The 25,407-nt window shown below is 36.6% G+C and carries 19 protein-coding genes; 14 read left to right on the forward strand and 5 right to left on the reverse strand.

Annotated elements, in window-relative coordinates; genetic code table 11:
- The first annotated feature begins 259 nt into the window (after positions 1–259).
- Together OQE68_RS12395 and phaZ are read left to right on the forward strand one after the other, a co-directional pair.
- A complete protein-coding gene (locus OQE68_RS12395; protein WP_219340060.1) occupies positions 260–2,059 on the forward strand; it encodes an alpha/beta fold hydrolase in 1,800 nt (599 codons plus the stop codon).
- Positions 2,060–2,072: 13 nt separating this feature from the next.
- On the forward strand, positions 2,073–3,161 hold the full coding sequence (gene phaZ, locus OQE68_RS12400; RefSeq protein ID WP_219340061.1) for a poly(3-hydroxyalkanoate) depolymerase: 1,089 nt from the start codon (positions 2,073–2,075) through the stop codon (positions 3,159–3,161).
- A 17-nt stretch (positions 3,162–3,178) separates the two neighbouring features.
- Here phaZ and OQE68_RS12405 read toward each other — a convergent pair whose 3' ends face one another.
- Positions 3,179–3,661 carry a MaoC family dehydratase gene (locus OQE68_RS12405; RefSeq protein ID WP_180569034.1) on the reverse strand — a complete coding sequence of 161 codons (483 nt, stop codon included), beginning with the start codon at positions 3,659–3,661 and terminating at the stop codon, positions 3,179–3,181.
- Between the two features lie 263 nt (positions 3,662–3,924).
- Between OQE68_RS12405 and OQE68_RS12410 the strand changes: the two genes are divergently transcribed.
- The gene (locus tag OQE68_RS12410; protein WP_180569035.1) at positions 3,925–4,938 is read left to right on the forward strand and encodes a hypothetical protein; all 1,014 of its coding nucleotides are present in this window, start codon (positions 3,925–3,927) and stop codon (positions 4,936–4,938) included.
- Between the two features lie 193 nt (positions 4,939–5,131).
- On the forward strand, positions 5,132–5,428 hold the full coding sequence (locus OQE68_RS12415) for a hypothetical protein (RefSeq protein WP_180569036.1): 297 nt from the start codon (positions 5,132–5,134) through the stop codon (positions 5,426–5,428).
- A gap of 58 nt (positions 5,429–5,486) precedes the next feature.
- Here the strand turns inward: OQE68_RS12415 and OQE68_RS12420 are convergent, their stop codons facing one another.
- Entirely contained in the window at positions 5,487–8,267 is a 2,781-nt protein-coding gene (locus tag OQE68_RS12420; protein ID WP_180569037.1) for a M16 family metallopeptidase, read from the reverse strand.
- Between the two features lie 440 nt (positions 8,268–8,707).
- On the opposite strand from OQE68_RS12420, the gene OQE68_RS12425 reads away from it, so the two are divergent.
- The 4 genes from OQE68_RS12425 (at position 8,708) to OQE68_RS12440 (ending at position 12,969) form a co-directional block, all read left to right on the forward strand.
- Positions 8,708–10,315, forward strand: a complete 1,608-nt coding sequence (locus OQE68_RS12425; RefSeq protein ID WP_180569038.1) for a methyl-accepting chemotaxis protein — start codon at positions 8,708–8,710, stop codon at positions 10,313–10,315.
- A 159-nt stretch (positions 10,316–10,474) separates the two neighbouring features.
- On the forward strand, positions 10,475–11,269 hold the full coding sequence (locus tag OQE68_RS12430) for a class I SAM-dependent methyltransferase (protein WP_180569039.1): 795 nt from the start codon (positions 10,475–10,477) through the stop codon (positions 11,267–11,269).
- A 168-nt stretch (positions 11,270–11,437) separates the two neighbouring features.
- Complete coding sequence (locus OQE68_RS12435; RefSeq protein ID WP_180569040.1) at positions 11,438–12,088, forward strand: helix-turn-helix domain-containing protein; 651 nt, start codon at positions 11,438–11,440, stop codon at positions 12,086–12,088.
- Positions 12,089–12,093: 5 nt separating this feature from the next.
- Entirely contained in the window at positions 12,094–12,969 is an 876-nt protein-coding gene (locus OQE68_RS12440; RefSeq protein WP_180569041.1) for a queuosine precursor transporter, read from the forward strand.
- A gap of 113 nt (positions 12,970–13,082) precedes the next feature.
- Here the strand turns inward: OQE68_RS12440 and OQE68_RS12445 are convergent, their stop codons facing one another.
- Positions 13,083–14,093, reverse strand: coding sequence for a CobW family GTP-binding protein (locus OQE68_RS12445; RefSeq protein WP_180569042.1), 1,011 nt, complete (start codon positions 14,091–14,093; stop codon positions 13,083–13,085).
- Positions 14,078–14,482 (reverse strand): MerC domain-containing protein, encoded by a 405-nt coding sequence (locus OQE68_RS12450; protein WP_180569043.1) that lies wholly within the window; start codon positions 14,480–14,482, stop codon positions 14,078–14,080. Before OQE68_RS12450 ends, OQE68_RS12445 begins: the two co-directional genes overlap by 16 nt.
- 278 nt (positions 14,483–14,760) lie before the next feature.
- Between OQE68_RS12450 and OQE68_RS12455 the strand changes: the two genes are divergently transcribed.
- From OQE68_RS12455 to OQE68_RS12470, 4 genes are all read left to right on the forward strand, one after another.
- Positions 14,761–16,101 carry a vWA domain-containing protein gene (locus tag OQE68_RS12455; protein WP_180569044.1) on the forward strand — a complete coding sequence of 447 codons (1,341 nt, stop codon included), beginning with the start codon at positions 14,761–14,763 and terminating at the stop codon, positions 16,099–16,101.
- Between the two features lie 192 nt (positions 16,102–16,293).
- Positions 16,294–17,955: a sensor histidine kinase gene (locus OQE68_RS12460; RefSeq protein WP_180569045.1), complete on the forward strand. Its 1,662-nt coding sequence runs from the start codon at positions 16,294–16,296 to the stop codon at positions 17,953–17,955.
- Between the two features lie 19 nt (positions 17,956–17,974).
- The gene (locus OQE68_RS12465; RefSeq protein ID WP_180569046.1) at positions 17,975–18,658 is read left to right on the forward strand and encodes a response regulator transcription factor; all 684 of its coding nucleotides are present in this window, start codon (positions 17,975–17,977) and stop codon (positions 18,656–18,658) included.
- 467 nt (positions 18,659–19,125) lie between these two features.
- The gene (locus OQE68_RS12470) at positions 19,126–19,677 is read left to right on the forward strand and encodes an HNH endonuclease (RefSeq protein ID WP_180569047.1); all 552 of its coding nucleotides are present in this window, start codon (positions 19,126–19,128) and stop codon (positions 19,675–19,677) included.
- 86 nt (positions 19,678–19,763) lie between these two features.
- Here OQE68_RS12470 and OQE68_RS12475 read toward each other — a convergent pair whose 3' ends face one another.
- A complete protein-coding gene (locus tag OQE68_RS12475; protein WP_180569048.1) occupies positions 19,764–21,035 on the reverse strand; it encodes a coiled-coil domain-containing protein in 1,272 nt (423 codons plus the stop codon).
- A 724-nt stretch (positions 21,036–21,759) separates the two neighbouring features.
- Between OQE68_RS12475 and OQE68_RS12480 the strand changes: the two genes are divergently transcribed.
- On the forward strand, positions 21,760–22,353 hold the full coding sequence (locus OQE68_RS12480; protein WP_180569049.1) for a hypothetical protein: 594 nt from the start codon (positions 21,760–21,762) through the stop codon (positions 22,351–22,353).
- 346 nt (positions 22,354–22,699) lie between these two features.
- Positions 22,700–25,390, forward strand: a complete 2,691-nt coding sequence (locus OQE68_RS12485) for a methyl-accepting chemotaxis protein (protein ID WP_266195667.1) — start codon at positions 22,700–22,702, stop codon at positions 25,388–25,390.
- Positions 25,391–25,407: the final 17 nt, after the last annotated feature.

Genomic DNA, 25,407 nt, shown 5'->3' on the forward strand with positions numbered 1-25,407 from the left:
CTTGAGGTGGTGTTTATTTTTAAGTAAAAAATATTCTAATTAATGCAGGCTTATATAACCCACCTACAACATTTTTATTGCGAAAAGCAATTTTTGTTGAAGCATTTTGTTATTAGCCAGATTTTGTAGTAATGACTATTTGCTTTAGCACAAACTCAAAACTCTTAGCAAACTATTCATTGAAGATGAATAGGCTGGTAAGAATTGAGATGTAACCAAGGTTGGTGTGTATTTACAGTATATAAGGAATTTTGCGTCAATGAGTGAAGCCATAATAAAAGATATTAATGAGCGGATCGCCAAGCTCAGTGAAACAATCAAGAAGTTGGATAACAGTGATCAAGCTGTTGCAGAGCAATTACGGCATATCTTATCACAGGGCTTAGAGGTTACTAATCGAGAAAAAGGAGAAAAATCGGGGGCCGAAACATCATCAGTAGCAAATCCTGCCATGGGCTTTAATCGAAAAGATTTATGGTCTACAGCTGGAACTATCGTTAAGCACGCGGTAGTGAATCCCGCTGCGAGTTTGAAACAGGCCGTTGGCTTTAGTAAAGATATCTCTCAAGTGGTATTAGGAAAGTTTGAAGAGCCCAATACTAAAGGTGACCGCCGCTTTAAAGATCCTACTTGGAAAGAAAATCCACTTTATCGGCGTTATTTGCAAGCATATTACATATGGCAGCAACGCTTGCAAGACTGGGTTGATGAAACAGATATGAGCAAGGAAGATAGTCGGCGAGCAAAGTTTATTATTTCCCTGCTTACAGATGCGTTATCACCTTCTAATACTCTACTTAACCCTGAAGTGATTAAACGAGTATTTGAAACTGGTGGCACGAGTTTAGAAAAAGGCCTAGTGCACTTGCTGGAAGATATAAAAACCAATGGAGGGATGCCCTCACAAGTAAAACAAGGGGTATTTAAAGTAGGTGATAACTTAGGTTTGTCTGAAGGTTCGGTAGTTTTTCGTAATGAAATTTTAGAGCTGATTCAATACAAACCAGCAACAGAAAAAGCATTAACGACGCCTGTACTAATCATTCCACCGCAAATCAATAAGTTTTTTGTGTTTGATTTGACACCAGATAAAAGCTTTGTACAGTTTTGTGTTAAATCAGGCTTGCAAACGTTTATCATCAGTTGGCGTAACCCTTTGCCAGAGCATCGCCATTGGGGGTTAGAGCAATATATACTGGCCACTAACGAAGCTGTAAATGCTGTGCAGGAGATAACAGCAAGCGACAAAATTAATCTGGTTGGTACTTGTTCTGGTGGTATCACTTCGGCTACGTTGGCAGGCTATCTAGCAGCTAAAGGCGATAGCCCTGTTAATACTATTACCCAGTTGGTGAGTGTATTAGATACCAATATCGATTCAGACATTACTTTATTTGCTACGGATAAAGCACTGGAATTAGTAAGAAAAATATCAGAAAAGCAAGGTGTTTTAGAAGGTAAAGATATGGCCAAAGCGTTTGCTTGGCTAAGGCCAAATGATTTAATTTGGAATTATTGGGTTAATAATTATCTACTAGGTAAAGAGCCACCCGCTTTTGATGTGCTTTACTGGAATAATGATACTACGCGTTTACCTGCAAAGCTGCACAGTGACTTTATTGACCTCTATAAGCAAAACCCATTGACTTTGCCTGGTGTGTTAAAAATTGGTGGACAAGCGATCAATTTAAAACAAGTGGTGTGTGATAGCTATGCGGTAGCAGGCATTAATGACCATATCACCCTTTGGGAGGCATGTTATCGCTCAAGTCAATTAATGGGGGGGAAACGAGAGTTTATTTTAAGTAATAGTGGCCATATTCAAAGTATTTTGAACCCACCATCTAATCTAAAGGCAAATTTTTATACTAATAGTGAATTATCAGCTGATCCCCAGCTGTGGAAAAAAGGAGCGACCTTTAATAAAGGTAGCTGGTGGTCTCATTGGCAAAAATGGTTATGCAGTCGCTCTGGTGAGCAAAAACCAGCTGCAAAAGAACTTGGTAGTAAACAGCATCCGCCAATGGAGGCTGCACCAGGGCTTTATGTCCATGACTAAGTAGGGGTAATCGTTGGAAACTACATTCTCAACTAATATTCGCGAACCCATGCGGGTTCGCTTTAAAACCCTGGATATTGATGGGCAGATTTTACGGGTTGCTATTCGTCCTGGTAGCTCGGATATTTTACCATTATTAGTATTTAATGGTATTGGAGCAAACCTGGAGTTAATCAAACCCTTTGCAGATGAGTTGGAAGGGATTGAAGTGATAGCATTTGATGCACCAGGTACTGGTGGCTCTTCTACTCCAAAGTTGCCTTATCGATTTCCTGGGCTAGTTAGGTTGGTCAGCAAAATGCTGGATGAATTAAATTACGGCCAGGTGAATATATTGGGAGTATCCTGGGGAGGAGCACTTGCTCAGCAATTTGCTTATGATCACCCTTATCGTTGTAATCGATTAGTGTTAGCCGCTACATCGATGGGAAGTGTAGCCATTCCAGCGAAATTAACCGTTTTACTTAAAATGGCCAGTCCCCGCCGTTATGTGCAGTCTAGTTATATGGAAAAAATAGCGGCTAGCATTTATGGCGGGGCATTTCGTCGCAACTCACGACTAATAACAAACCATTCCTTAAAGATACGTTCGCCCAGTGGTATAGGTTATTATTATCAGATTCTGGCGGGTGCTGGCTGGACCAGTTTTCATTGGTTACACCAAATTAAGCAGCCTACCTTAATTCTTGCCGGAGATGATGACCCAATTATTCCATTAGCTAATGCAAAATTAATGGCTCGCTTAATTTCAAACTCAGAGCTTAGGGTAATAAGATGTGGCCATTTGTTTTTATTAACAAGAACAAAAGAAATTGCACCAATAGTAATTGACTTTTTAAATGATAATAAGAATCGCCTGACTAATCCAGAGCGAACTAAAGTAGCGACTACCATTACTGCACCTGAAATGTCTATCGAAAATACTAACATAACTGAGCTGAAAGAAAGCTCAATTAAAGATTCTAAACAGGCAGAGGTAGTCAATAAAAATGATGTAAATGGTGCGAATACTGATAGCCCTAGCCCTATCAAAGAGCAAATGACTAAAGTGCAAAAAGTCGAACCAGGAGGTACAGCAGCAGAAAATAAGCCTCCTGACTAGTTTAACAGAATAGACTTTTATAAATAAATAAGCCTGAATACAACTTCTGCAACACAGGCTGGCTTATCTTGGCCTTCTACTTCAACTGTAATCTTTTGCTTTAATTGAATTGTTTTAGGGTCTTTTAACTCGGCAGAGATCAACTGTCGATTAGCTCTGACTTTTGAATCAACTAATACTGGGGCAGTGAAACGTACTTTATCCAGCCCATAATTAACCATTAAAGCAAGGTTATTAAATGCTTCAGGTATCTTGCTTTTTACGGTTTGAGATAAGTGAGTGACTAATGATAGGGTAAGGAAACCGTGAGCAATGGTCTTTTTAAAAGGAGAGTGTTTCGCCGACTTTTCAGTATCTACATGAATAAACTGGTGGTCTAAAGTGGCATCAGCAAACTTATTAATACGTTCTTGGTCGATTAATAACCAATCGCCAACACCATCTTCTATTCCTTCATTTGCTTTAAATATTTCTAACGCGAGTTCGGCATTGCTAGCCATATAAGTGAGTCCTTAGTTTTGAATAAAACACATGTTAATATAAAAACTGTTGGCTATACTGCTGGTAACTTCCATTGTGTTGTTTTACTTATTTTTACTATACTGCTTTGACTTTTAGAATACTTGGTACAACTAGATTGCTAAGTACAACAGGTTATATTGAGAGAAATATATCTTACATATACAGCAACTAAAAGTCATTTGTTACATATACAATATGCAGTTTATTTTAACCTTATGTTGAGGGCGGCATGGAGGCCACCGTGCTAACAACCAGAATTGATCAATACCAAGCGGCCATTAAAAAGTCTTATGACTATTTAACTAACCGGCTTTCTCCTGAGATGATTCATGCAGGAGAAGTAGATTTATCATCTATTTATAAGTACCCCACGTTACTTCTATTGGCAGGAAAGCAGCCACAGTGCGAGCATTTTATTGAAGCAATTAAGCAGTATTACTTTAAAGAAGATGGAGACTTTCTTACTTATCCAGAGCTGAAGTCTGTAAACACAATCTTAGATAGCTATCAACCTTATATGAATGGTTGGTTAGCTATAGCTGCCCACAAACTAGAACGATTTGATATCAGTATTCATGCCTATGAATTTTTGCATAACTTTTTAAACCCTAAACTAGGAGGCTATAGTAACGGTTGCAAAAAAACCAAGGGAAGCCTACAAGTAGACCTATTTACTACCGCTCACTTAGGTCGTGTTAGTTTGTGTATTGGTGGTATTGACATGGCAATTAAAGCGGCAGACTGTATTGTTCATGGTTTAAAAATGCAGCCATATTCTGACCGCTTGTTATTTAAAATGGATACTGATGGTCATTTAATTAGTAGCTTTAACGAAGATGAGTCATCTTTTTATTGCGTTAATAAAGCAGAAAAAAAACAACTGTATTTTTTACTAGGTTATCCAGCTGCGTTTTTGTTGGATATTTATCAAGCAACTGCTGAAGAACATTATCTTGATTTTGCACTTGATTTATTAGGCTTTGCCTGTGGTTGTCATGGTATTCAAGAAAGTTTATTTAGCCATAAAGTGGCTTGGGCAGCAGCAAAAGCTACCCGTTTAACGGGAGATCTTGTTTATTCAGAGTTTGCACTATCAATTTTAGATTACATTATTGAAAACCAAAGTAACGCAGGCTGTTGGCATGAAACAGAAGCAGATTACTTTATGCTGGATCAAACCACTGAAATAGCAATCTGGATAAACTCGGTTATAACTGAACTAGCATTGTTTGACAAATATAGTTCAGCTAAATGAAGTATAACTATTAAAAAATTTTAATATGCTATTTATGTCGTGTCTAATAAATATACAAATACTAGTGAAAATGGCACTAATTAAATTAATTAGTTGGTAGGGGGGCTAGCTGATAATGTGGTGATCAGTTATGGCTGAATCTTTGCTTATATAAATTCAATATGGCATCAGTAGTAGTTTAAGGAGTTGCTGAGTGAATAGTAATGATTTTTGCCTTTGTATAAAGGAGTGTTGTAGTAACGAAACTGATAAAACGCTGCAATATATCGTACAATATGAGCCTTTACTGAAAGAAAGCTATCCACTATATGCTTTAAATGAGCAGGTTGATTACTTCAATTGGGCATCTTTTGCAGTGAGGTCAGCTATTCGTTTATTGACTTTCTATAACCTTCCGGCAGAACATTTTGAGGAGGTTCTATTGTTAAGCCTGAAGTCAATGGATAGGTCTTCGCTGAGTATGTTTAGTAAGACAGAAATGATCGTTTAAAATGAATACCCAGTAGTTAATAATCTACTGGGTATTCATGGCTGCTATTTACTAACTTTTATATAGGCTTACCATTTTTATCCAGCTTGGTTACTTTACCTAACTTAAGCTTGTTAATGGTTGGCTCTATTTTCTTCAGGTCACCAATAACCACCCAAGTTAATTTATTTGGTTTAAGCAGTTCTTGAGAAACTTGCTGTACATCTTTTAATGAAATTTTACTTACTAACTGATCAAAATTATACAGTTGCTCAAGTGGGCGATTTACTGCTAATAAACCAGTAATTGCTGATAATAAAGCACCATTGGTTTCGTATGCGCCTGCTTTGCTTCGTAGCCAGTTATCTTTGACTTTTTTTAGTTCTTCAGCTGAAGCGGGTTTTTTAGAAATATACTGTTGTACTTCCTTTTGTAGCTCTTGCAATGCAGGAGAGGTTTTATCGGTTTGCACTGAGGCATACATGATAAAAGGCCGTTGTCCAACAGCGCTGTTTAGTTTGCTATAAGCACCATAAGACCAATGCTTATCTTCACGCAAGTTCATATTAAGTCGGGCACTAAATTGACCACCTAAAATGGTATTAGCAACATTTAGGGCTAATGAACGCTCATCTTGAGAAGATGGTAATAGTTGCCCGGCAATAATGGTTGATTGGATGGCATCTGGCTTATCGACTAGGTAAATTTGGGTATCTTGACCGCTAACCGCTTTGGCTAGATTTTTAGCTGGGATAGGAGTTTTAGGTGCTTGCCATTTACCTATTTGTTTCTCTAATAATGGCTTCAGTTCTTCCATATCAATATCGCCAACAACGACAAGTTGGGCATTATCTGGGCGAATCCACTGTTTATGGAATTTGGCTAAATCACCAGTATTTAGTTGAGTAATAGATTCTTCAGTACCAGAACCAGTCCATGGTGTGCTGTAGGCATGATCTACCCCATACAACAGTTGTGGTAGTACCCGTAAAGCAGTGCTGAAAGGTCTAGCCTTTTCTTGAGCAATACTATCCAGCCAGTTTGAACGCAGTCGATCAAAGTCAGTAGCTCGAAAAGCAGGGTTTTGGATAACATCTGCAGCTAAGGCAATACTCTTGTTTATGTTATCTTTAAGTGCACTTAAAGCAATCGAAGAGCTGTCAACCGATGAGCCAACACTAATGCCTGCACCTAATTTACTTAAGGCTTTGTCGAGAGCAATACTATCTTTACTTTTGGTGCCTTCTTTCATCATTGCCAATGTAAAGTTGGCAGTGCCTGGTGAGTGTTGTGCATCAGCTGCATAACCTGCATCAAATATCCACTCCATTTCTACTGTGGAAGTGCCTGGTCGGCTTGCCAAGAGCACTTTTAAGCCATTGCTTAATGTAACTTGATTGACTTCTGGTAGTTTGAATGGTTTGACTTCTCCTGCACCAGGTATCTTACTGCGGTTAACAGTTGACTTGGTTTTGCTTAATTTAGAGGCTGGTTCTACTTCAACAATGACATTGCCTTTAGTAAGCCACTGTTTCATTACCCTACGGATATCTTTAGAAGATGTATTTTTTTGATATTCATAGGACTTCAAATAAAAACCAGGTTCGTTGGCGTAAAACTCTCCAGCCGCTAAAATATCAGACTTGCCACCAAAGCCACCTACTCGTTCTAGCTGTCGGATGAAACTAGCAGCTTGCTGAGTTTTGACCAAAGCTAGCTCGTCTAAGGTAGGCCCATCATTTTGTAAACGCGACAACTCTTCTTTAATAGCACGTTCTAGCTTGGCTAGTGAAACACCAGGCTTGGCATCAGCCATGATAAATAGTTGACCAGCTAGCTGTCTGCTATGGTTAAATACACTAACAGACGATGCTATTTTATCGTCGTGCACTAATCGTTTATAAAGTCGTGACTGTTTTCCAGAAGCGAGTAGGTCAGCAACTAAAGACATTTGTTCTGCCTGTTTGGTCCCTGTTGCAGGTGTATTCCAGACCATTATTAAACGTGACTGTGGTACTCGGTCAGTCATACTGAACCGTTTGTTTTCTGTTAAAGGAGCTATCCAGCTATGGGCTTTAGTGATAGACGGGCCAGGAGGAATATCACCAAAATACTTTAATGCTTTAGACTTAGCAGTGGCGACATCTATATCACCAGAAAGCACTAAAATAGCATTATTGGGACCATAGTATTGCTTAAACCAAGCCTTTACATCTTCAAGGCTTGCTGCATTCAAATCTTCCATTGAGCCAATGGTTTCCCATGAGTAAGGATGCCCTGCAGGAAAACTGGCTTTAGTAATTAATTCCCACACTTTACCATAAGGCTGATTCTCACCTTGGCGCTTTTCATTTTGTACTACACCACGTTGCTCGTCTAACTTGTCTTTAGTGATACTACCAAGGAAGTGTCCCATACGGTCAGACTCCATCCATAAGGCCATATCGAGTGCATTGGTGGGCACTGTTTCAAAGTAATTAGTTCTGTCGCTATTAGTGGTGCCGTTTTGGTCGGTGGCTCCAGCCTTTTCAAACGGCTCAAAGAACTCGCCTTTATAGTTTTCCGAGCCTTGAAACATCAAGTGTTCAAATAAATGGGCGAAGCCTGTTTTACCTGGTACTTCATCTTTAGAGCCTACTTTGTACCACACATTGACTGCGACAACTGGAGCTTTGCGGTCTTCATGAACAATAACGGTTAGACCATTAGGTAAGCTAAACTTTTCATATTGGATTGTAGGTAAGCTAATGGTTTGGCTATAACTTTTGGCAGAAGTATTTGCCGTTGTTGTTATGGCATAGCCACCACTAAGTAGTGCACACACTGATAAAGCCAACAACGAGCGGCGTAGTTGTACCATATTTAACCTCTGTTTCTTCCTAGTTCATGGGCTATACTTTTTTAGCTGCATTGTTTCGTTATATCTACAAGCTGGCAAAAAACTACGTTGCTTAGCCCGCTATTGTCAAATGAACAAGTTGCAATGTTTCAAATTTAGTAAAAATGCTTGTTTTTTAAGCAGTTGTGCTATTGGTTGATAACTGTGAAGTTATTGACAGTAGGAGCAGGTATTTTATCCAATTTTGTTGATTAAATTTTTGCACTCAAAGCTCAAAGTTTGAGAAGTATGCTTTTGGTTGTTAGTGCTTGCAAACCATAAAATTCGCTCGCGAAGGATAAACGATAAGCTATTCTTTAAGCATTGCTTTAAGCTAGAAGTGTTGTGTAAGGCTGTACAAAATGCTGCATTTAAAACATAAAATATTATTATTAGCCATAGTTCCCGTTATAGTAATAACCATGCTTATTAGTGCTATCAGCTATATAACAACTGATAGGCTGATACAGTCAGAGCTTGGTAGCTTCAGAAAAACACTCCTTGAAGAAAAACAGACCGAACTAAAAGGGTATATAGACATGGCAAAAACAGCAATTAGCCATGTGTATAATAGCAATGATGCTTCTGCAAAAGAGTCAGCACTTAAAATAATCAGACAAATACGATATGGCGAGAATGGTTATATATTTGCATTTCAATACGATGGTTTGACCGTTGCGCATGGAGCAAAACCAGAGTTAGAAGGAAAAAATCTAATTAATTTAAAGGACCCAAATGGTGTTCCATTAATTAAGTTATTAAGTGAGGCTGCTCAAAAAGGGGGGGGGTATGTAGAGTATCAATGGGATAAACCTGGCTCTAAAACACCAGAGCCAAAACTCAGTTATGCAATTCCACTAGAGAAGTGGCAAATCTTTATAGGGACGGGGTTTTATATAGATGGCATAGATAAAACAATCAGTGAGCTAAGAGTCAATGCAGAAGCAGCAAAACAACAGACACTGATGACTATTTTAGGAGTAGGCAGTGTTGCGGTTATTATTTTAGGCTTTTGCTCAATTTTAGTAACTAACTCAATTACGCGTCCTATTAAAGACACTGTAGAGTTAATGTGTGATATTTCGGAGGGTGAGGGTGATCTCACGAAGCGGCTTGAAGATAATGGCCAATCGGAAATGGGTAAATTAGCTGAAGCCTTTAATACGTTTGTTGCCAAGTTGCAGGATATTATCAAAAAAGTGGCAGATGCATCATCACATATAAATGAAGCAAGCTCAGAAATAAATACTGTGGTACAAGCAAACAGCAAACAAATGAATGCCCAAGCTTCTGAAACTGAACAGGTTGCAACAGCAATAAATGAAATGTCGTTAACGGCACAAGAGATAGCGGCGAGTGCAACACAAGCAGCTGATGAAGCTACAAATGCGCAAACAAGCGCATTAAAAGGCAATGAGATAGTGTTAAATGCAATCAACTCTATTACTTCGCTCGCAGATCAACTCCAAGAAGCAGAAAAAGTAATGGACGCACTTGGAAATGAAACAGAAAATATAGGCTCTGTATTGGGCGTCATTGGTAGTATTGCAGAGCAAACTAACCTATTAGCTTTAAATGCAGCGATTGAAGCGGCGCGTGCAGGTGAGCAAGGTAGAGGATTTGCAGTGGTTGCAGATGAAGTAAGAACACTAGCAAGTAGAACTCAAAGCAGCACACAAGAAATACACGAAATGATTACCCGGCTACAACACCAGTCCTCTACTGCTGTGAAAGTGATGAAAGTAAGCCGTGAGTTAAGTGATAGCACTTCACGACAAGCAGAAGAAGCGGGTGAGTCACTAACAGCAATAAAAGACTCGATTGGTGTTATTACTGAAATGAATCATCAAATAGCAACGGCTTCAGAGGAACAAACCTCAGTTATTGAAGAAATTAATAAAAATATTACTAGAATTGCAGATGCAGTAAGTGAAATGTCACATGGTATGGAAGCCAGTAGTGACAACTCAAATCGCCTTCATGCCATGGGGCAGGAGCTGAATAGCTTAGTAAAACAGTTTCGAGTGTAAATAACATAAATTTACATTCTACAAATTAACATTTCATGTAAAGCTAAAATAAATCAACTGACTTATTGTATTCAAAAGATTAAGGCTGCTAACATAGTTAAGCTGATATCATTGACGTTTCTATGTATAAATAAGCACTAATGAGGGAATGAAAGGGTCATGGTAGTTGATTTTTCAGGAGTAGCTAAGGAATATCATAGACTAGGTATTAATCAACAATCGGCAGGTGTAAAGTTAATTAACCAGCTTAATTTCGGTGGTGATGAAAAAATACTCGATATAGGTTGTGGTGATGCTCGATTAACATCAGTCATGGCCAGCTTAACAACTGGCGATGTTGTAGGGATCGATATATCCCCTGGTATGATTAATACTGCCAGGAAAAACTTGCTAAATGGCTTCTTTATTGAGGGGGATATTGAAAGGCTGTCACTGAACTTATTAAGTACATTTGATATTGTCTTCATTAACTCAGTAATCCACTGGTTTAAGCAGCCAGTAGCAACTCTAAAACGAATACAACAGTTAATGGCTAAAAACAGTTGTTTGGCTATTCAAACACCACTTAAAGGTTGGTGTCCTTTACTGCAAGAAGTGATTAGTCAAACTATAGAAGCTGAGTCTCTAAAAGAAACTTACAAACATTATAAAAGCCCTTGGTTTCATTTAGCCTCTGTAAGCGAATACACTCAGTTTTTTCAAAACTTAGGCTATAGAGTTAATTATGCTGACGAAGATAGTTTAATAACTGAGCTAACTTCACCATTAAAGTTGTGGGATTTATTTGAGTCTGGACCTGCGCAAGCCTATTTTAACCCTGAAAACTTTTCACGCACGATATCTGCAAATTTACCAATAATATTTAAGGATGTTTTTTGTACAATAGCTGAAAACTTGAATGAAACAGCGGCAGAGTACAAGAGAGCTTTTTTTAAGTTACAATGTAACTACTAACCGAAGAAGTACCGAAATATAATAGTAGTGAACAACTAGTGTTTGATAAATAGCCATAATCAATTTAATCCATGTAACTGAGATAACGGGTAAACGGATGTTTGACATATAGAGCTTTGGTATTAGAATGCTAATATTTTATCATATTGGTTAATAGTAATAACTGGCATGGGGTCAAACGAATTTTCTGATAGGCTACGGGAAGTCATGCGTGCCAGAGGGATGACATATTCTGAGCTTGCCAAAGAGGCGGGTATTAACATACTTAAATTGCTTCAGTTGTCCCGTAGAGGCTTTCAAAAATATATTGGTCAGGTAAAAAAAATTGCAAAGGTATTAGACGTTAGTGACTCTTGGTTAATTACTGGCCTAGGACAGGCAGATCAAAAAACAATCCAAAATCACTTACCACATCATGATGGTTTCACCATTCAACTGCCAATATATGATTGGGATGAGGTAATTGAAGCAAGTAAGACGACAGATCACAACCAGATAAAGAAAGACTCTATACATTATTTAGTTCAGGATCATCACATTGATGCTGATGATTATTTAGTAGTAAGAGTTACCAAAGGAATTGTTAATTTTCTTCCAAAAGGAACATTATTAATACTCCGTTATTCATATAACAACGAATATCCTGAAGATGCTCTAGTGGTTAATAAAGGAGTCCATGGGGTCACTTTAAGCAAAGCATCAGTTATTCAAGGAAGAAGTAAGCTAATACCTATTTTTTTTCATCCACATACAGAGATTAGTGCAAGTCGTAATCCTTTTACAGCAGTTGTTTTATCTATTATTTATAAGCAGGAGTAGGCTTAATGCAACTACAAGGTTGTTTTTTTACCTTAAGAGAAATTAATGACAAGGGAATGGTTGTTTTTCAAAGCAAAAGTGGAACTTGCTATACAGAGTCAGCCATTAACCTTGTAGAGAAAAATATAATAGAGCATTTTTCTGATATAGATGCAAAACATATAGCTCAGTTGGCAAAAAAAGATGATGATCGAATATTTATTAATGATACAAATAATCAAGTAGTAGTTACTTTATACAGCTACTGGAATTGGTTGCCTTTATTAGTTGCTTTATTTATTGGCTTCTTGCTTATCGCGATCCCAATTTCACCCAAAAAAATAGAAATTATTGGCTTTACTCAACCTGGCGGTATTTTAATATTTCCACTAACGTTTATGGTAATTGATCTTATATCAGAGCTTTTTGGTTATCGTACGGTAAGAAAAGTTATCTGGTCAGCAGCGATAACGTTACTTATAGCCTCATTAGGTTTGTATATTTCACTACAGCTATCTAATTTGGTATCTCAAGAAATAGTAACTCATTACTCGGCAGTATTTAATAAGTTGCCATACTTGTTTGTAATTAATGCAATCTGCTTGGTGGCAGCAGACTTTACCAATGCTGTATGCTTTTCTCGCCTTAAAGGTTTAATGCGTGGCAAGCAGCTATGGTTTAGATCAATCGTTTCGACAGGGTTAGGTCAAATAGTTTATACCATCGTTTGGATATCATTATTTTATATTGAAAAACTGGCCAATATAGAAACCTGGGCTTATATGGCAGAAAACTTTACTTTTAAACTAGGTTACGCGGCTATGATGATACCGTTTACCTATCTATTGCTTTGGGTGATTCGTAGGCAAAGCCGAAAAGCACAGGAGTTGAGAGCTGTGTAGGTTCTCTGTGGTATGCCCAAAGCGAAAGGTTTTTAGGTGCGGCCATCAAGTGACGAAATTCCATGAGCCTATAAAATGATTATAAAACCCTCTCCATTTGGGAGAGGTGCCACTTAGCCACAAATTACACTTAAAAGATCTTGTTCAATATTTTGCAGGGCATAGGTATCACTGGTGATAATTTCAATACGACTATCCATCGCTTCATCCAGCATCACCTCAGTTAAGACACCATCTACTTTATTGTAACCAATAATGCCTGTGTGAGTGATAAATACTCCTTTTAAGCGCTCAACTTTTATACCTAGTAAGAGTGAATAAAGCTTATCCTGATTAAAAATAAACTCTGGCTTGAATAGCCAGCCTTGACTATGAAAACCTTCCCCTTGATTTTTCATGGTCAAATAACCACATGGGGGAAATTGCTTATCATCAGGCATGGGTAGTTGCTGGGCTGGTTTAGTGTGCTGGTGATGATGAGTCTTGCCAGTAAACTCTCGGGCTTTACCTTGTAGCCATTTAAGCTGAACTTTGCCCATACTTACTTGGTAGATGGTTTTATTATTAATCCAATGTTGATTTTCTAAATAACTTGTTAATTCTGCAAAGTCATTGGTTTGATACTGATCAGATTTATTGGCAACTATGATATCAGCTATATTTAGCTGCTGGTTAAATGTAGTGTGTTCTGTGTATCGGCTGTCAGATACTTTCCGGGCATCTACTATGGTGATGGTGTTTTGAAGATCTAAAATTTCACGGTAATGTTCAGAGCTAAGCACTTCTATTACTTCTTTGGGGTGTCCAAGGCCTGTAGGCTCTATCAATAAACGGTGAGGCTTGGCATGTGCCAATAGCATATTCAAGGCAATTTGCATTGGTAAACCAGCAGCACAACACATGCAACCACCAGGCACTTCACGAATAAATATACCCTGTTGCTCAGTATTAGTGCCTTGAAAAAGGCTGCCATCAATGCCTATTTCACCAAATTCGTTAACTAAAATGGCCCAACGTTCATCGGCAGGTTTTTGTTGTAACAAGTGTAGTATGGCAGTGGTTTTGCCTACACCAAGAAAACCAGTGATTATGTTTGTTGGAATGTTTTTTAATTTTGATGACATACAGTTTTATTGCACAGCCTATGATTACGAATATGACCAACTGCGATGATTGAAGCTCCTACTAATGTTGCCAGCTTTTCTCCACTTTCGCCTAACACATCATGGCCAAAAAATGCTGTTAAAGAAAGTATAACCAAACCGATGGCTCCTAAAAAAACAACGCGCCAGCTTTTGTGTTTTCGGCACCCCATAGTTAGCGCAATAATGCTGATTGGTAAAACACCTATAAGTAACAGCTGGTGAAATAATTCGTCTTCCAGTGAAACAGTAGTCAAGACTGGTAAAGCCACCATGGCTATGGGAAGTAACAGGCAATGCGCTATACAGGCTATTGAAAGGCTCACCGCTGTTTTATCAATGATGGATTGTACGTTTATCACTTTCTCCATGTTAATTCTCAGCCAGCTGAAGTTTGTTAAGTTTGTATTCGCGACAGGAGTAACGATTACTAGTGTTATGTTATAATATAACGTTTTTGATGTAAAGTGACGGCCTGACTAACTACTCAGCTCTGGGAGCTGGTTCTGCTACTCTTCTAAAAAAGCGTCGGTAAACACTTACAACTGCATTTACAAACTTTTTACATATCACTTACTTTTGTCTGACCACAGCATGGGCTTTAGCAATTACAGTGGAAAGTAACAACCAAGCAATCAGGAGAGTAGCCATGAAAGTAAGCCATTTTAAACAGCTAGCCATTGGGGTGGTTAGTAGCTTTATGTTGGTAGTGAGCGTAGCGAGTGCAAAAGTAAACCCTGTAAACCTTTCTGTTGACTTAGCTACACCTGTATTAGAGGCTGATAAAGCCCAAAAAGCGTTTGTTAAAATTTCATTAACAGGTATTAAACAAAATAAAGATATTGCAAAAAGAACACCAACTAATATTGCAATTGTTTTGGATAAATCAGGCTCGATGCAAGGCAATAAAATTCGCCATGCCAGAGAGGCTGCAATTATGGCAATCAATCAGTTAGGGCGAGATGATATCGTTTCTGTCGTGACTTATGACACTACGGTGAGTGTTGTGGTTCCTGCGACAAAAGTAACTAATAAAGCCAATATCGCTAATATGATACGACAGGTTCAGGCAAATGGCTCAACCGCTTTATTTGCAGGGGTAAGTAAAGGAGCTGATGAAATACGTAAGTTTATCAGTGCAAATAGAGTAAACAGAGTTATTTTATTATCTGATGGGCTAGCAAATGTTGGGCCTCAATCTCCATCTGAGTTAGGCCAGCTGGGGGCATCCTTAGCTAAAGAAGGTATCAGTGTTACAACGATAGGATTAGGCTTGGGTTACAATGAAGACTTAATGACACAGCTTGCTGGCTTCAGTGATGGTAACCATGCATTTGTAGAAAATGCACAAGATTTGGCAAAAATCTTTCAAAGTGAATTTGGAGATGTGTTGTCAGTGATTGCTCAAGGGGTAAATATTGAAATTCATTGTACAAATGGTGTTCGTCCTATTCGTATCCTTGGTCGAGAAGGTGAGGTAATTGGCAATAAAGTAAGAACTCGGCTTAACCAGTTGTATAGTACTCAGGAAAAATATCTGATCTTAGAAGTAGAGGTGCCACCTGGCAAGTCTGGTCAACAAAAAGATATTGCTTCAGTCCAAGTCAGCTATAACAATATGCTGAATAAAAAGCAGGAGGCATTATCAGGGCTGGCTGTCGCGAGCTTTTCAAAATCTAAACAAGAGGTCACAAAATCAATTAACAAAGATGTCTATGAAGATTCTGTTGAGCAAGTAGCAAATGAAGCCACTCAGCAAGCTATTAGGTTGCGTGATGAGGGTAATATCCCTGCTGCAAAAGCAGCACTTAAGCAAAGTGCAGATTATCTTGCAGAAGAGTCAAAAGTAGTTAAGTCAGAAAAGCTGAAGAAACAACAGGAAGAAGTGTTAGAGGATGCCGCTGCACTAGAGTCTGAAGCTGACTGGAATAAAAACCGTAAACTGTTGAAAGAGAAGCAATATAAGCGGGCTAAACAGCAAAGCTATTAATTCAACCTTATAAAAATAGTTTGCACCTTAACCTATAAGAGCTAGCTGAATGATATAGAAACTTATGAAGCATGGATGCGGATTAGAGCATCTAGGGATGGACTTGCTGCATGTTCTCTATCATTCAGCTAGCTCTGTTCTAGTAAAGTGAAGTCTGCAGTTGTGATCAAAATAAATAAGCAATTCAAATAAATGAAAAAACTGAGCGTACAACAGAAAATAAAATTTGTATTGGTACTACTTATATTCCTTCCTATTTGTATTCTTGCTTGGCTAAGTTTTCAGTTACAAAAAAATGAACGGGTTGTCCAGGCTCACCAAATACAAAACCTAATAGACTCAAAACTTAAAGCTGTTGAAAGGGAGTTGACAGCATACTTTGAACAGTTGGAAATTCAACTAAGATCAGACTATCAAACACTAACTAATATTCAGCAGCCTAAGCTCACTCATCAAGTAAGAAACTATTTATACGACTCGCCTTTAGTTCAAAATATTTTTATATTAGTAGATTCAGATAATATAACTTTTCCTCCTGATAGCCTGGCCTCTCGTAAAGAACAAAGCTTTATTAATCAGACAAAACCAATCTGGAGTAACCCTGAACTATTTCAAAACTTAGTAAGTCAGGATGAAATGAAAAAAATACAAGCTGCCAGCGAAAGTGATGCGAAGTTAGAAGCATTTGTCAGCCCTGCCAGTCAGAAGAAAGCAGTAGCCAGTTTTGCACCTGATGTAGTATCCAGTGGTTGGGTTAGTTGGTATTCTGGCAGCCATAGTCGTTTATTATATTGGGTAAAAGACTCAACTAGCCGTGTGATTGGTTTTGACCTGAACCGTATGCGTATGTTATCTGACTTGATCAACCGATTACCAGATGCTACTTACGAGGATAATGGTCTACATGAATCTGCTATTAGGCTATTAAATGATAAGTCAAATACTTTGTATCAGTGGGGCAATTACAGTATTGAAGAAGGTGAGCAAGCACTAAGAACCCGTTATTTATCGCCGCCACTGGCTAATTGGAAAATAGCTTATTTTACTGACAAGTCCACAATAGCTAAATTAAGTTGGGTTGGTAACTTAGCTGGTTTATTGGCTTTTACAATTGCTTTGATAGGGCTAGGTACATACTTTTATCGTGAGCAGCAGCGAGAAATGGTTCAAGCCCAACAGCGAGTGAGCTTTGTTAATCAGGTCTCTCATGAATTAAAAACACCCCTGACTAATATACGGATGTATGCAGAATTACTAACAGATCAGCTTTTTGATGAAGATCAACAACACAATAAATATTTAAAAGTAATTACAGGGGAAAGTTTACGGCTTTCTCGTTTAATTGAAAATGTACTAAATTTTTCACGGGCTCAACGTAATGCAATTAAAATAAATAAAGCGCCAGGAATTATTGATGAGTGTGTTAAGAATACCATCGTTGCATTTGAAGCTTCTTTGCATAATAAAGGAATGCTATTTGAAGTGAAGTATGGAGCAGATCAAACAGTCTACTTTGATAAGGGAATAGTAGAGCAAATACTAAATAATCTATTTAGTAATGCAGAAAAATATGCTCATGATGGAAAAATAATCACTGTAATAACCCATTTAGAAAATAATCAGTGTAAGATTACTGTACAAGACTATGGCACAGGAATTCCTGCTTCTGCTCGTAATAAAATTTTTGAACCATTTTATAGGGTAAGCTCTAAATTAACTGATGGTATTAGTGGTACAGGTATAGGGTTGAGTATTGCTAAACAACTAGCCAAGTTACATGGTGGAGAGTTAACACTTGTGACTTCAGAAGTTGGCGCTTGCTTTGTTTTAAATATTGATATATCCCCTGCCTGAAATGAAGTGGAGCAAATAAATGAAAGTATTAATAGCAGAAGATGATACCTTCATTCGTGAAGGACTAAATGATTTGCTTAGTAATGAAGGCTACAGTTGTATTCTCGCAGAAAATGGTCAACAAGCCTGGCAATACTTTCAATCAGAGCAGCCTGACTTAGTACTACTGGATATCATGATGCCAGAAAAAGATGGTTATAGCTTGTGCCGAGAGATTAGACAGGTTAACCAAGATATCCCTGTTATTTTTATTACTGCCAAATCGGAAGAAATTGATCAGGTGTTGGGCCTAGAGTTAGGGGCTGATGATTATATTATGAAGCCTTTTGGCACTCGGGAAGTCGTGGCAAGAATTCGAGCAGTTACTAGGCGCTATTTGCGATCTCAGGCAAAAGTACAGCAGGAAAAGTCATTTACAATTGCTGATTTAGTGGTTTACCCAGATGAGTTGAGAGCGCAAAGAGGAGAGCAAGTTATTGACTTAAGTTTACGAGATATCAAAATTTTATGTTTATTGTACTCAGAAAAAGGGAAAGTAGTGGGTAGAGATGCTCTGTTTAATCATTGCTGGGGGCGTGGGTATATTGCTTCAAGTCGTACTCTTGACCAGCATATATCAAAGCTGCGCAAGGCAATAGAAGTGGACCCTAAAAACCCTCTAGTAGTGAAAACAGTACATGGAGTTGGATATCGAATTGAATAAAATGAGTATCGCGGCGAGTAGAAATGCTTGACATTATTATTGACAGCTTTAAGATATCTAAAATTTTCGATTAAACTTTTTGGAAACGAGATGCAACAGACGCACTTAAACAAATCATATTTACCCAGCACGCGCTGCCTAACGATAGGTGATAGCGAGGGTTGCTATGGGCTAGTGCTGGAACTAAACCAGTAAGTGCGTCTCTAACTTTAGGAGGCGCCCAAGCCTTCTAAGGTCTTAACTAAAAGTAACAAATCAGCTTTAGAACACTTTTAGAATAAAACCCGGAAGGCTAACAAGCTCCGGGTTTTTTTATGCCTGCTAGAAAGTAATCAATGCACTTTCAAGAAAGGGTAGGTGTTTCTGTGCTCATAATAAATTAATTGTAAAAAATGAAGTTAATAACTCTCTATAAATCTATTCAGTTTTATTGGTGAAAATAGTTGAAGTACTTGTGAGTAGTGATAATGAAGATATTACGCTTAAATAAATCAGGGTTGCCAATCTCCTGGTTATCAAAAAATGAAGCTGCAACTTTATATGTAAAGCAGCAGGTGTTGTGGTCATTAGGTGAAAAAAGTTTCAACCTGAAAGGGGGAGTTAACGAAAATGGACTTCGTTCAGAGTTAACCTTGGCAACAATAATTGCATGTGATGGTAATTATAAAAAGAAAAGCTTTACACCGGCGTTAAGCAATTCACTTTTATTTAGGCGTGATGAATTTCATTGTATGTACTGTGGAGAAATATTTTCAGATCGTGAGTTAACTCGTGATCATATTAAACCTCGAGTGCAAGGTGGGGCTGATGTATGGACAAATGTGGTAGCTGCTTGCCAACGTTGCAATGGATATAAAGGAGGTCGCACACCAGAGCAAGCAGGTATGCAATTATTGGCAATTCCATTTGAACCAAATATATTTGAGTTTATGTATTTGGCAAACCGGAATATCTTGGGTGATCAAATGGGCTATTTAAGTGCTAGATTTACTGGCCAACGAAGCTGGGCTGCTGCATGACTTAGAGAGGCCTTTATTATATCTTGTAACTTATCTAGATTATTTGTTAGTGAGTGAGTTTTAATAAATTGTATTATTATAACTCACTAGCTAACTTTCTTAATATCAGAGCTTTGATTTTGATGTTGCTTAAGCAGTTTAATATACATTTCTTCTAGCTCTTCATAAGAGTGATTTAACATTTTAAGCTTACTAATAGCTGACTCATAAGCTTGTTTATAGTCTGATGATTTAAGAGAGTGGATTATCTTGCTTTTTTCTTTTAATTGTTGTTGAAGAGTTACTTTTTCAGTTTCTAAGGAATTAATCTTCTTAGTTAGCTTTGTGATATCTTCAAAGAATTCATGCAACATTTTCTTTTCTTCGATATCTTCAATATCAATTCCTTCACTTTCTTTTTTCTTGAGTCGGTCATTTTTTGCATTTATTTCTGAGATAGATATTTCGTATTTCTTGATTTCTTCTTCTAATGTTAATATTTTTTCGTTTGAGGCTTTTATTATTGTGGAGAAATTTTGTAAAATATCGTTATTTATATCGCTATCATCAATTTTAATGCTATCTTTATTGTTTAGTTCATTGATGATTGCTTCATAGGAATTCTTTAGGTCTTCAAGGTGTTTTATTCTATCTTGATAAGACTTGATGTCTTTGCTGTATTTTGTCTCAATTTTGACAACATAGCTCTCATTAATTTTTTTTAAGTCGAAGTTACTATTTACTGATGACAGTTTGTCAATCAGTGTTTTATATCGTTCATATAAAAAATGATGGAAATTATTTTTCTCTAGTTTTCTTTTTAATGCCGCACTCTCTATTTTGATTAGTTCTTTTCTAAAAGCTAAGAAATTTTGTAATGTAAGGTCTGTAATAGAGCAGTCGGTTAAGCTCGCTTTGCCATGGTAGGTCTGCTGCTCATTTAATAATTGCAATTGGTTATTCAAATAAGTAATATAATCAACTTGTTTGCTTTCAATTAAGTTATTGACTTCTCTATGTAGTCTTTGAATCAAAGAATGATACTCAGTATGTATAGAGTAAATTTTTTCATTGTTTATAGAATGTTGAACGAGTTCTAATTCAGCATGAATGAGAGACCTTCTAAGAAACAAAATATGTCGTTTAGATATTTTTTGACTTAAGAAATCTGTGGTGTTTAACTCACCATTAAGACTAATTTCATCTTGTGTTTCATCTAAAATCTGCTTTAGATGTTTTTCAATGGTATGATATTTGTGTGATAAGAAGTCTTTATTTTTTTTGTTTATTTTATTAAGTTGTTTTAATGCAAGTGCTATAAATATAGTTATAACAAGAGAGTAATTGGCTAGTAAAATAAATAAAAGTTTATCTTGCATGTAATATGGCACCAATATTAAACCAAGCTGTAGATATATCCTTTACGAATGATTCCTAGGTTTTGTTGTATTCACTCCAGTCACCTATTATTTATAAGCTCATGTGCCTTCGTCACTCGATGTTTGTGCCTAAAAGCTATTCGTATTGGGTATATAACTATAGATATGTTCAGCTAAATTAGTAAACTGTTGTCTGTATTGTTAATTAAAAATGAAATATATATTCTACTACTGAAGCGCTACATAGTAATACTATAAGTATAGAACTGCTTTTATATATATTACAGGAAAGTGAGTATGTTGCAATAATTCTTGTCTGCTTTAAAAGTCAAATTAATTGAAAGTACGTGTGTTATTATATGCTGTATTGTAATTTATAAATAATAAAGTAAAAGTTGATCTTACCTTGCTTAAGTAGAATAATTGACATTGATCTTGAAGAAACTTAATGTTAAGCCATATCTATGAATGTTGTACTATACTAGAAGTAGTTTGGTAGATTTTTATGGGAGTAGTCGAATTAAGTACTTTAAATATATCAAAATATCCTTATATGGTTTTTTAGTCTAAAATTGTATGGAAACAATTAATGCTGTAATACTAAGGAAGGTCAATAAAAAAATTAATATATACTTAATCGGATATAAATAAAGTTGGGTTAAGTAAGTAGGTTAACGGAAGTTAATATAATTAGCATAACAATAATTTTAAATGGAGTTTATTTATGATGAATGATGCGGTAGTAACGTATATAGACCTTACCTCTATTATAAAAAAATATCAGAATGCTGCCGTTTTGAAAGCTGTAAAAAAAGTGTTTCATCATAATGTTTCCAAAGAACTAAATATTTATTGCTATAATTTAAAAAGTGCTATTGTTAGAGTTAGGCCACTGCATCATGAATATAATGAAGATGATATTAGGTTACTAATATTACATGAGTTACTTGCTTTAGAGCATATACAAGGACTTCTATTTAGTTTTGGTGATATGTTACATAGTAGTACTGCTTATGGAGAGTTTAGGATTGCTAACAACTCAATGTCAGGGGCTGCGATTGAAAGTAGTGTAAAACTAATTGCAAAACAAAAATTCAATTCAAGAATTTTGTTAAGTAGTGAAATAGTAAATCTAATTAAATCAGATGCACAGGATTTTGAAATTAAAAAAATAGCTAAACATATTAAAGGAATGCTAATAAGAAGTGAATCAGGGTTGTATTGTTTGGATCAGTTTAAAATATTTGAATCAAAAATTGGTATTGAGTTTAGTGACAATACTAAAGAAGAAGACAGTGCAGTTCAAGAAGCTGTATAAAATTGTAGTATTTAAATTTTTAATTATTGATTTCTAGTGGTATTATCTCTACTAGAAATATTTTTTTATGGTCTATTTTTATCGAATTAGTTATTAATTCTTAAAAAATAATTAGATTAGTATGTCATAATTAGGCGCAAATTTATACTACTCCCCTTCCTATTTAATTTATACCTTATTTTACGCATGGACCACCTGGCAATGATTAGCTAACCTTGTTAATACTCAAGGAGGATTAGCTACTATGCTAGGTAAGGTAAAAATATTCCAGTGGGTGAGAAATCTGAAAATAGCTTATAAATTAGTCATATATTCAATAATTTTGTTTATTCCTACTGTAATATTATTGAATTTTTTTATAGAGGCTGAGAATGACAGAATTGATTTTACTGAAAAAGAGCTCATTGGTAAAGAGTACTTAATTAATATTTATCCTCTAAAAATGCATTTGGCTAAACATCGTGGTTTAACAAATGCATATTTTAGTGGTAGTACAAATTTAAGGCCACAAATACAAGCTACACGAAGTGATATAGCTAACGCTTTTGATACTTTGATTCAACTTGATGCTAAGCATAGTTCGATAATATCAATTAGTCAGAAGTTATCGACCTTAAAAGGTGAATGGGAAAGTTTAAAACTCACTGCTTTCAATCTGGAAGCAGCTTTGGCATTTAGTGAACATAGCCGGTTGATAAAGCAAATCCAAAGCCTAATGCTCTATGTAAGCACTCAATCAAAGCTATTACTAGACCCTTCAATTGATAATAATTACTTGCTTAATATTGCCGTGAACAGTTTGCCTGTGTTAATTGATGAGCTGGGTCAGCTTAGGGGAATGGCAACAGGTATAATTACCACTAATGAATTGGCTCTAGATCAAAAGATTAGATTGAAAGTACTTATTGCTAGCATTAAATTTAGAATTAATAAAAGTATAGCGATGTTTGCAATGGTATACAAAAATACTAACGATGATCTTCTTAAGAAAAATTTAAATAACCCTGAAAAAGAATTTGTTTTTTCAGTAAATGATTTTTTGCAAAAAATTGATGAAGATATATTAAATTCAGAAACCATTAAGGCTCGGAGAGTTGTGACTGGTGATGAAATTTTTGCTAAAGGCTCATCAGTAATTGCAGTAGCGAAGCAACTACTTGAAGAGATAAACTCAAATATTTCTAGATTACTCTCGTTAAGGCTAGAAGGACTTAAAGCAGAAAGAGTAGAAAAACTATTTATTGTTTTTGCATTAATGACTGTAGCATTAGTGTTTGCATGGTGGTTGAATAGAGTTATTAATCAAGGGCTTAACCTGGTGCTGACTATTTTTGATGATATTAGGGAAGGTAATTATGGTGAGAGAGATACAGAGTCCTTACAGTCTAAAGATGAGGTGGGTATTGTTATTACAAGATTAGTTGATTTACAGAAACAGTTGAAAGAAAATATTGATAATTTATATCAGCAAATGAATGAAACAGCTCGAGTAAAACAGGCTTTAGATTGTGTCAACTCTAGTGTGATGATTGCAGATAATGATTTTGAAATAGTTTATCTAAATAATTCACTAGAAATGTTGATGAAAAATTTAGAGGTAGACCTTAAAAAAGATATAAATGGTTTTGATGCTAATAAAATATTAGGTACTTGTATCGATACATTTCATAAAAATCCGGCTCATCAACGTAAATTAATGAAAGAGTTAAAAACTACTTTTGAAAATGAATTTGTCGTGAGTGGGCGTACCATTCGCATCTATGCTAACCCTATATTTAATGAAGCTGGTGAGCGGTTAGGAACTATAGCGGAGATGAGAGATCGCACTCAGGAGGTAGCCATTGAGCAAGAAATAGATAGTGTTGTTATGGCTGCTGTTAATGGGGACTTGACTAAGCGTATTGATGAAACAGATAAACAAGGTTTTTTTAAAGCTTTGAGTGTGGGGCTCAATAAACTAGTTAGTATTGCAGAACAAGTGGTTAATGACACCGCTAGAGTATTAGATGCCTTGGCTAATGGTAATTTAACTGAGAAAATTGATCATGAATACCAAGGAGCATTTGCCAAATTAAAAAGCGATGCTAATTCTACTGTTGAACGTCTTACTGAAATAATTGGTGAGATTATGGTTGCTAGTGAAGCAGTCGCTTCAGGTGCCCAACAAATAGCACAAGGTAGCGAGGATTTAAGTACACGTACAGAAGAGCAGGCTTCTTCTTTAGGGGAAACTGCCGCTAGTATGGAGGAAATGATCAGCACTGTAAAAAGTAATACTGAAAATGCTTGTGAAGCCAACCAAATGTCTATAGTAGCTAAAAATAAAGCTCAAAGTGGTGGTGATGTGGTTAACCAAGCTGTGCTTGCGATGGAAGATATTAATACCGCTAGCAAAAAAATTGAAGATATTGTTGGGGTAATTGATGAAATTGCTTTTCAAACTAATCTGTTGGCACTTAATAGTGCAGTTGAAGCAGCTAGAGCAGGTGAATACGGCAGAGGCTTTGCAGTGGTAGCTGGAGAAGTACGTAACCTGGCTCAGCGTTCTGCTACATCTGCACAGGAAATCAAAAACCTTATTCGTGATAGTGTGCTTAAGGTTAACGATGGTACAGAGTTGGTGAAGAAGTCTGGTGATACTTTAACTGAGATAATTGAGGCGATTGATAAAGTCAGTAAAATGGTTGATCAAATTACTTGCAGTGCTCAGGAGCAAGAGTCAGGCATTAATGAAGTTAACTCTGCTATAGCACAAATGGATGACATGACTCAGCAAAATGCTGCTCTGGTAGAACAATCTTCTGCGGCGAGTATGAGCATGAAAGATCATGCGGAAAAAATGAATAAGTTAATGGAGTTCTTCAATTTAGATCTGAATGTGTCTATGGTGGAGCATAGTTATATAGGCCATACCCACTCCACAGGCATAGAAAATATGAAAGTAAATAAGTATAAAGCTGCTGTTAAGCGACATGCTTCACCTAAAATGCATCACACAAGCTATCAAAGTGATGATGGTGAATGGGATGAATTTTAAATATAAGATAACAAGCC

The organism is Spartinivicinus marinus, assembly GCF_026309355.1.
Lineage (GTDB): Bacteria > Pseudomonadota > Gammaproteobacteria > Pseudomonadales > Zooshikellaceae > Spartinivicinus > Spartinivicinus marinus.

Bases quoted from the DNA above. Each gene is read 5' to 3' on its own strand.
- OQE68_RS12395 (WP_219340060.1), top strand. From the start codon at position 260: ATGAGTGAAGCCATAATAAAAGATATTAATGAGCGGATCGCCAAGCTC.
- OQE68_RS12405 (WP_180569034.1), bottom strand. From the start codon at position 3,661: ATGGCTAGCAATGCCGAACTCGCGTTAGAAATATTTAAAGCAAATGAA.
- OQE68_RS12420 (WP_180569037.1), bottom strand. From the start codon at position 8,267: ATGGTACAACTACGCCGCTCGTTGTTGGCTTTATCAGTGTGTGCACTA.
- OQE68_RS12425 (WP_180569038.1), top strand. From the start codon at position 8,708: ATGCTTATTAGTGCTATCAGCTATATAACAACTGATAGGCTGATACAG.
- OQE68_RS12430 (WP_180569039.1), top strand. From the start codon at position 10,475: ATGGTAGTTGATTTTTCAGGAGTAGCTAAGGAATATCATAGACTAGGT.
- OQE68_RS12435 (WP_180569040.1), top strand. From the start codon at position 11,438: ATGGGGTCAAACGAATTTTCTGATAGGCTACGGGAAGTCATGCGTGCC.
- OQE68_RS12440 (WP_180569041.1), top strand. From the start codon at position 12,094: ATGCAACTACAAGGTTGTTTTTTTACCTTAAGAGAAATTAATGACAAG.
- OQE68_RS12445 (WP_180569042.1), bottom strand. From the start codon at position 14,093: ATGTCATCAAAATTAAAAAACATTCCAACAAACATAATCACTGGTTTT.
- OQE68_RS12450 (WP_180569043.1), bottom strand. From the start codon at position 14,482: ATGGAGAAAGTGATAAACGTACAATCCATCATTGATAAAACAGCGGTG.
- OQE68_RS12455 (WP_180569044.1), top strand. From the start codon at position 14,761: ATGAAAGTAAGCCATTTTAAACAGCTAGCCATTGGGGTGGTTAGTAGC.
- OQE68_RS12460 (WP_180569045.1), top strand. From the start codon at position 16,294: ATGAAAAAACTGAGCGTACAACAGAAAATAAAATTTGTATTGGTACTA.
- OQE68_RS12465 (WP_180569046.1), top strand. From the start codon at position 17,975: ATGAAAGTATTAATAGCAGAAGATGATACCTTCATTCGTGAAGGACTA.
- OQE68_RS12470 (WP_180569047.1), top strand. From the start codon at position 19,126: ATGAAGATATTACGCTTAAATAAATCAGGGTTGCCAATCTCCTGGTTA.
- OQE68_RS12475 (WP_180569048.1), bottom strand. From the start codon at position 21,035: ATGCAAGATAAACTTTTATTTATTTTACTAGCCAATTACTCTCTTGTT.
- OQE68_RS12480 (WP_180569049.1), top strand. From the start codon at position 21,760: ATGATGAATGATGCGGTAGTAACGTATATAGACCTTACCTCTATTATA.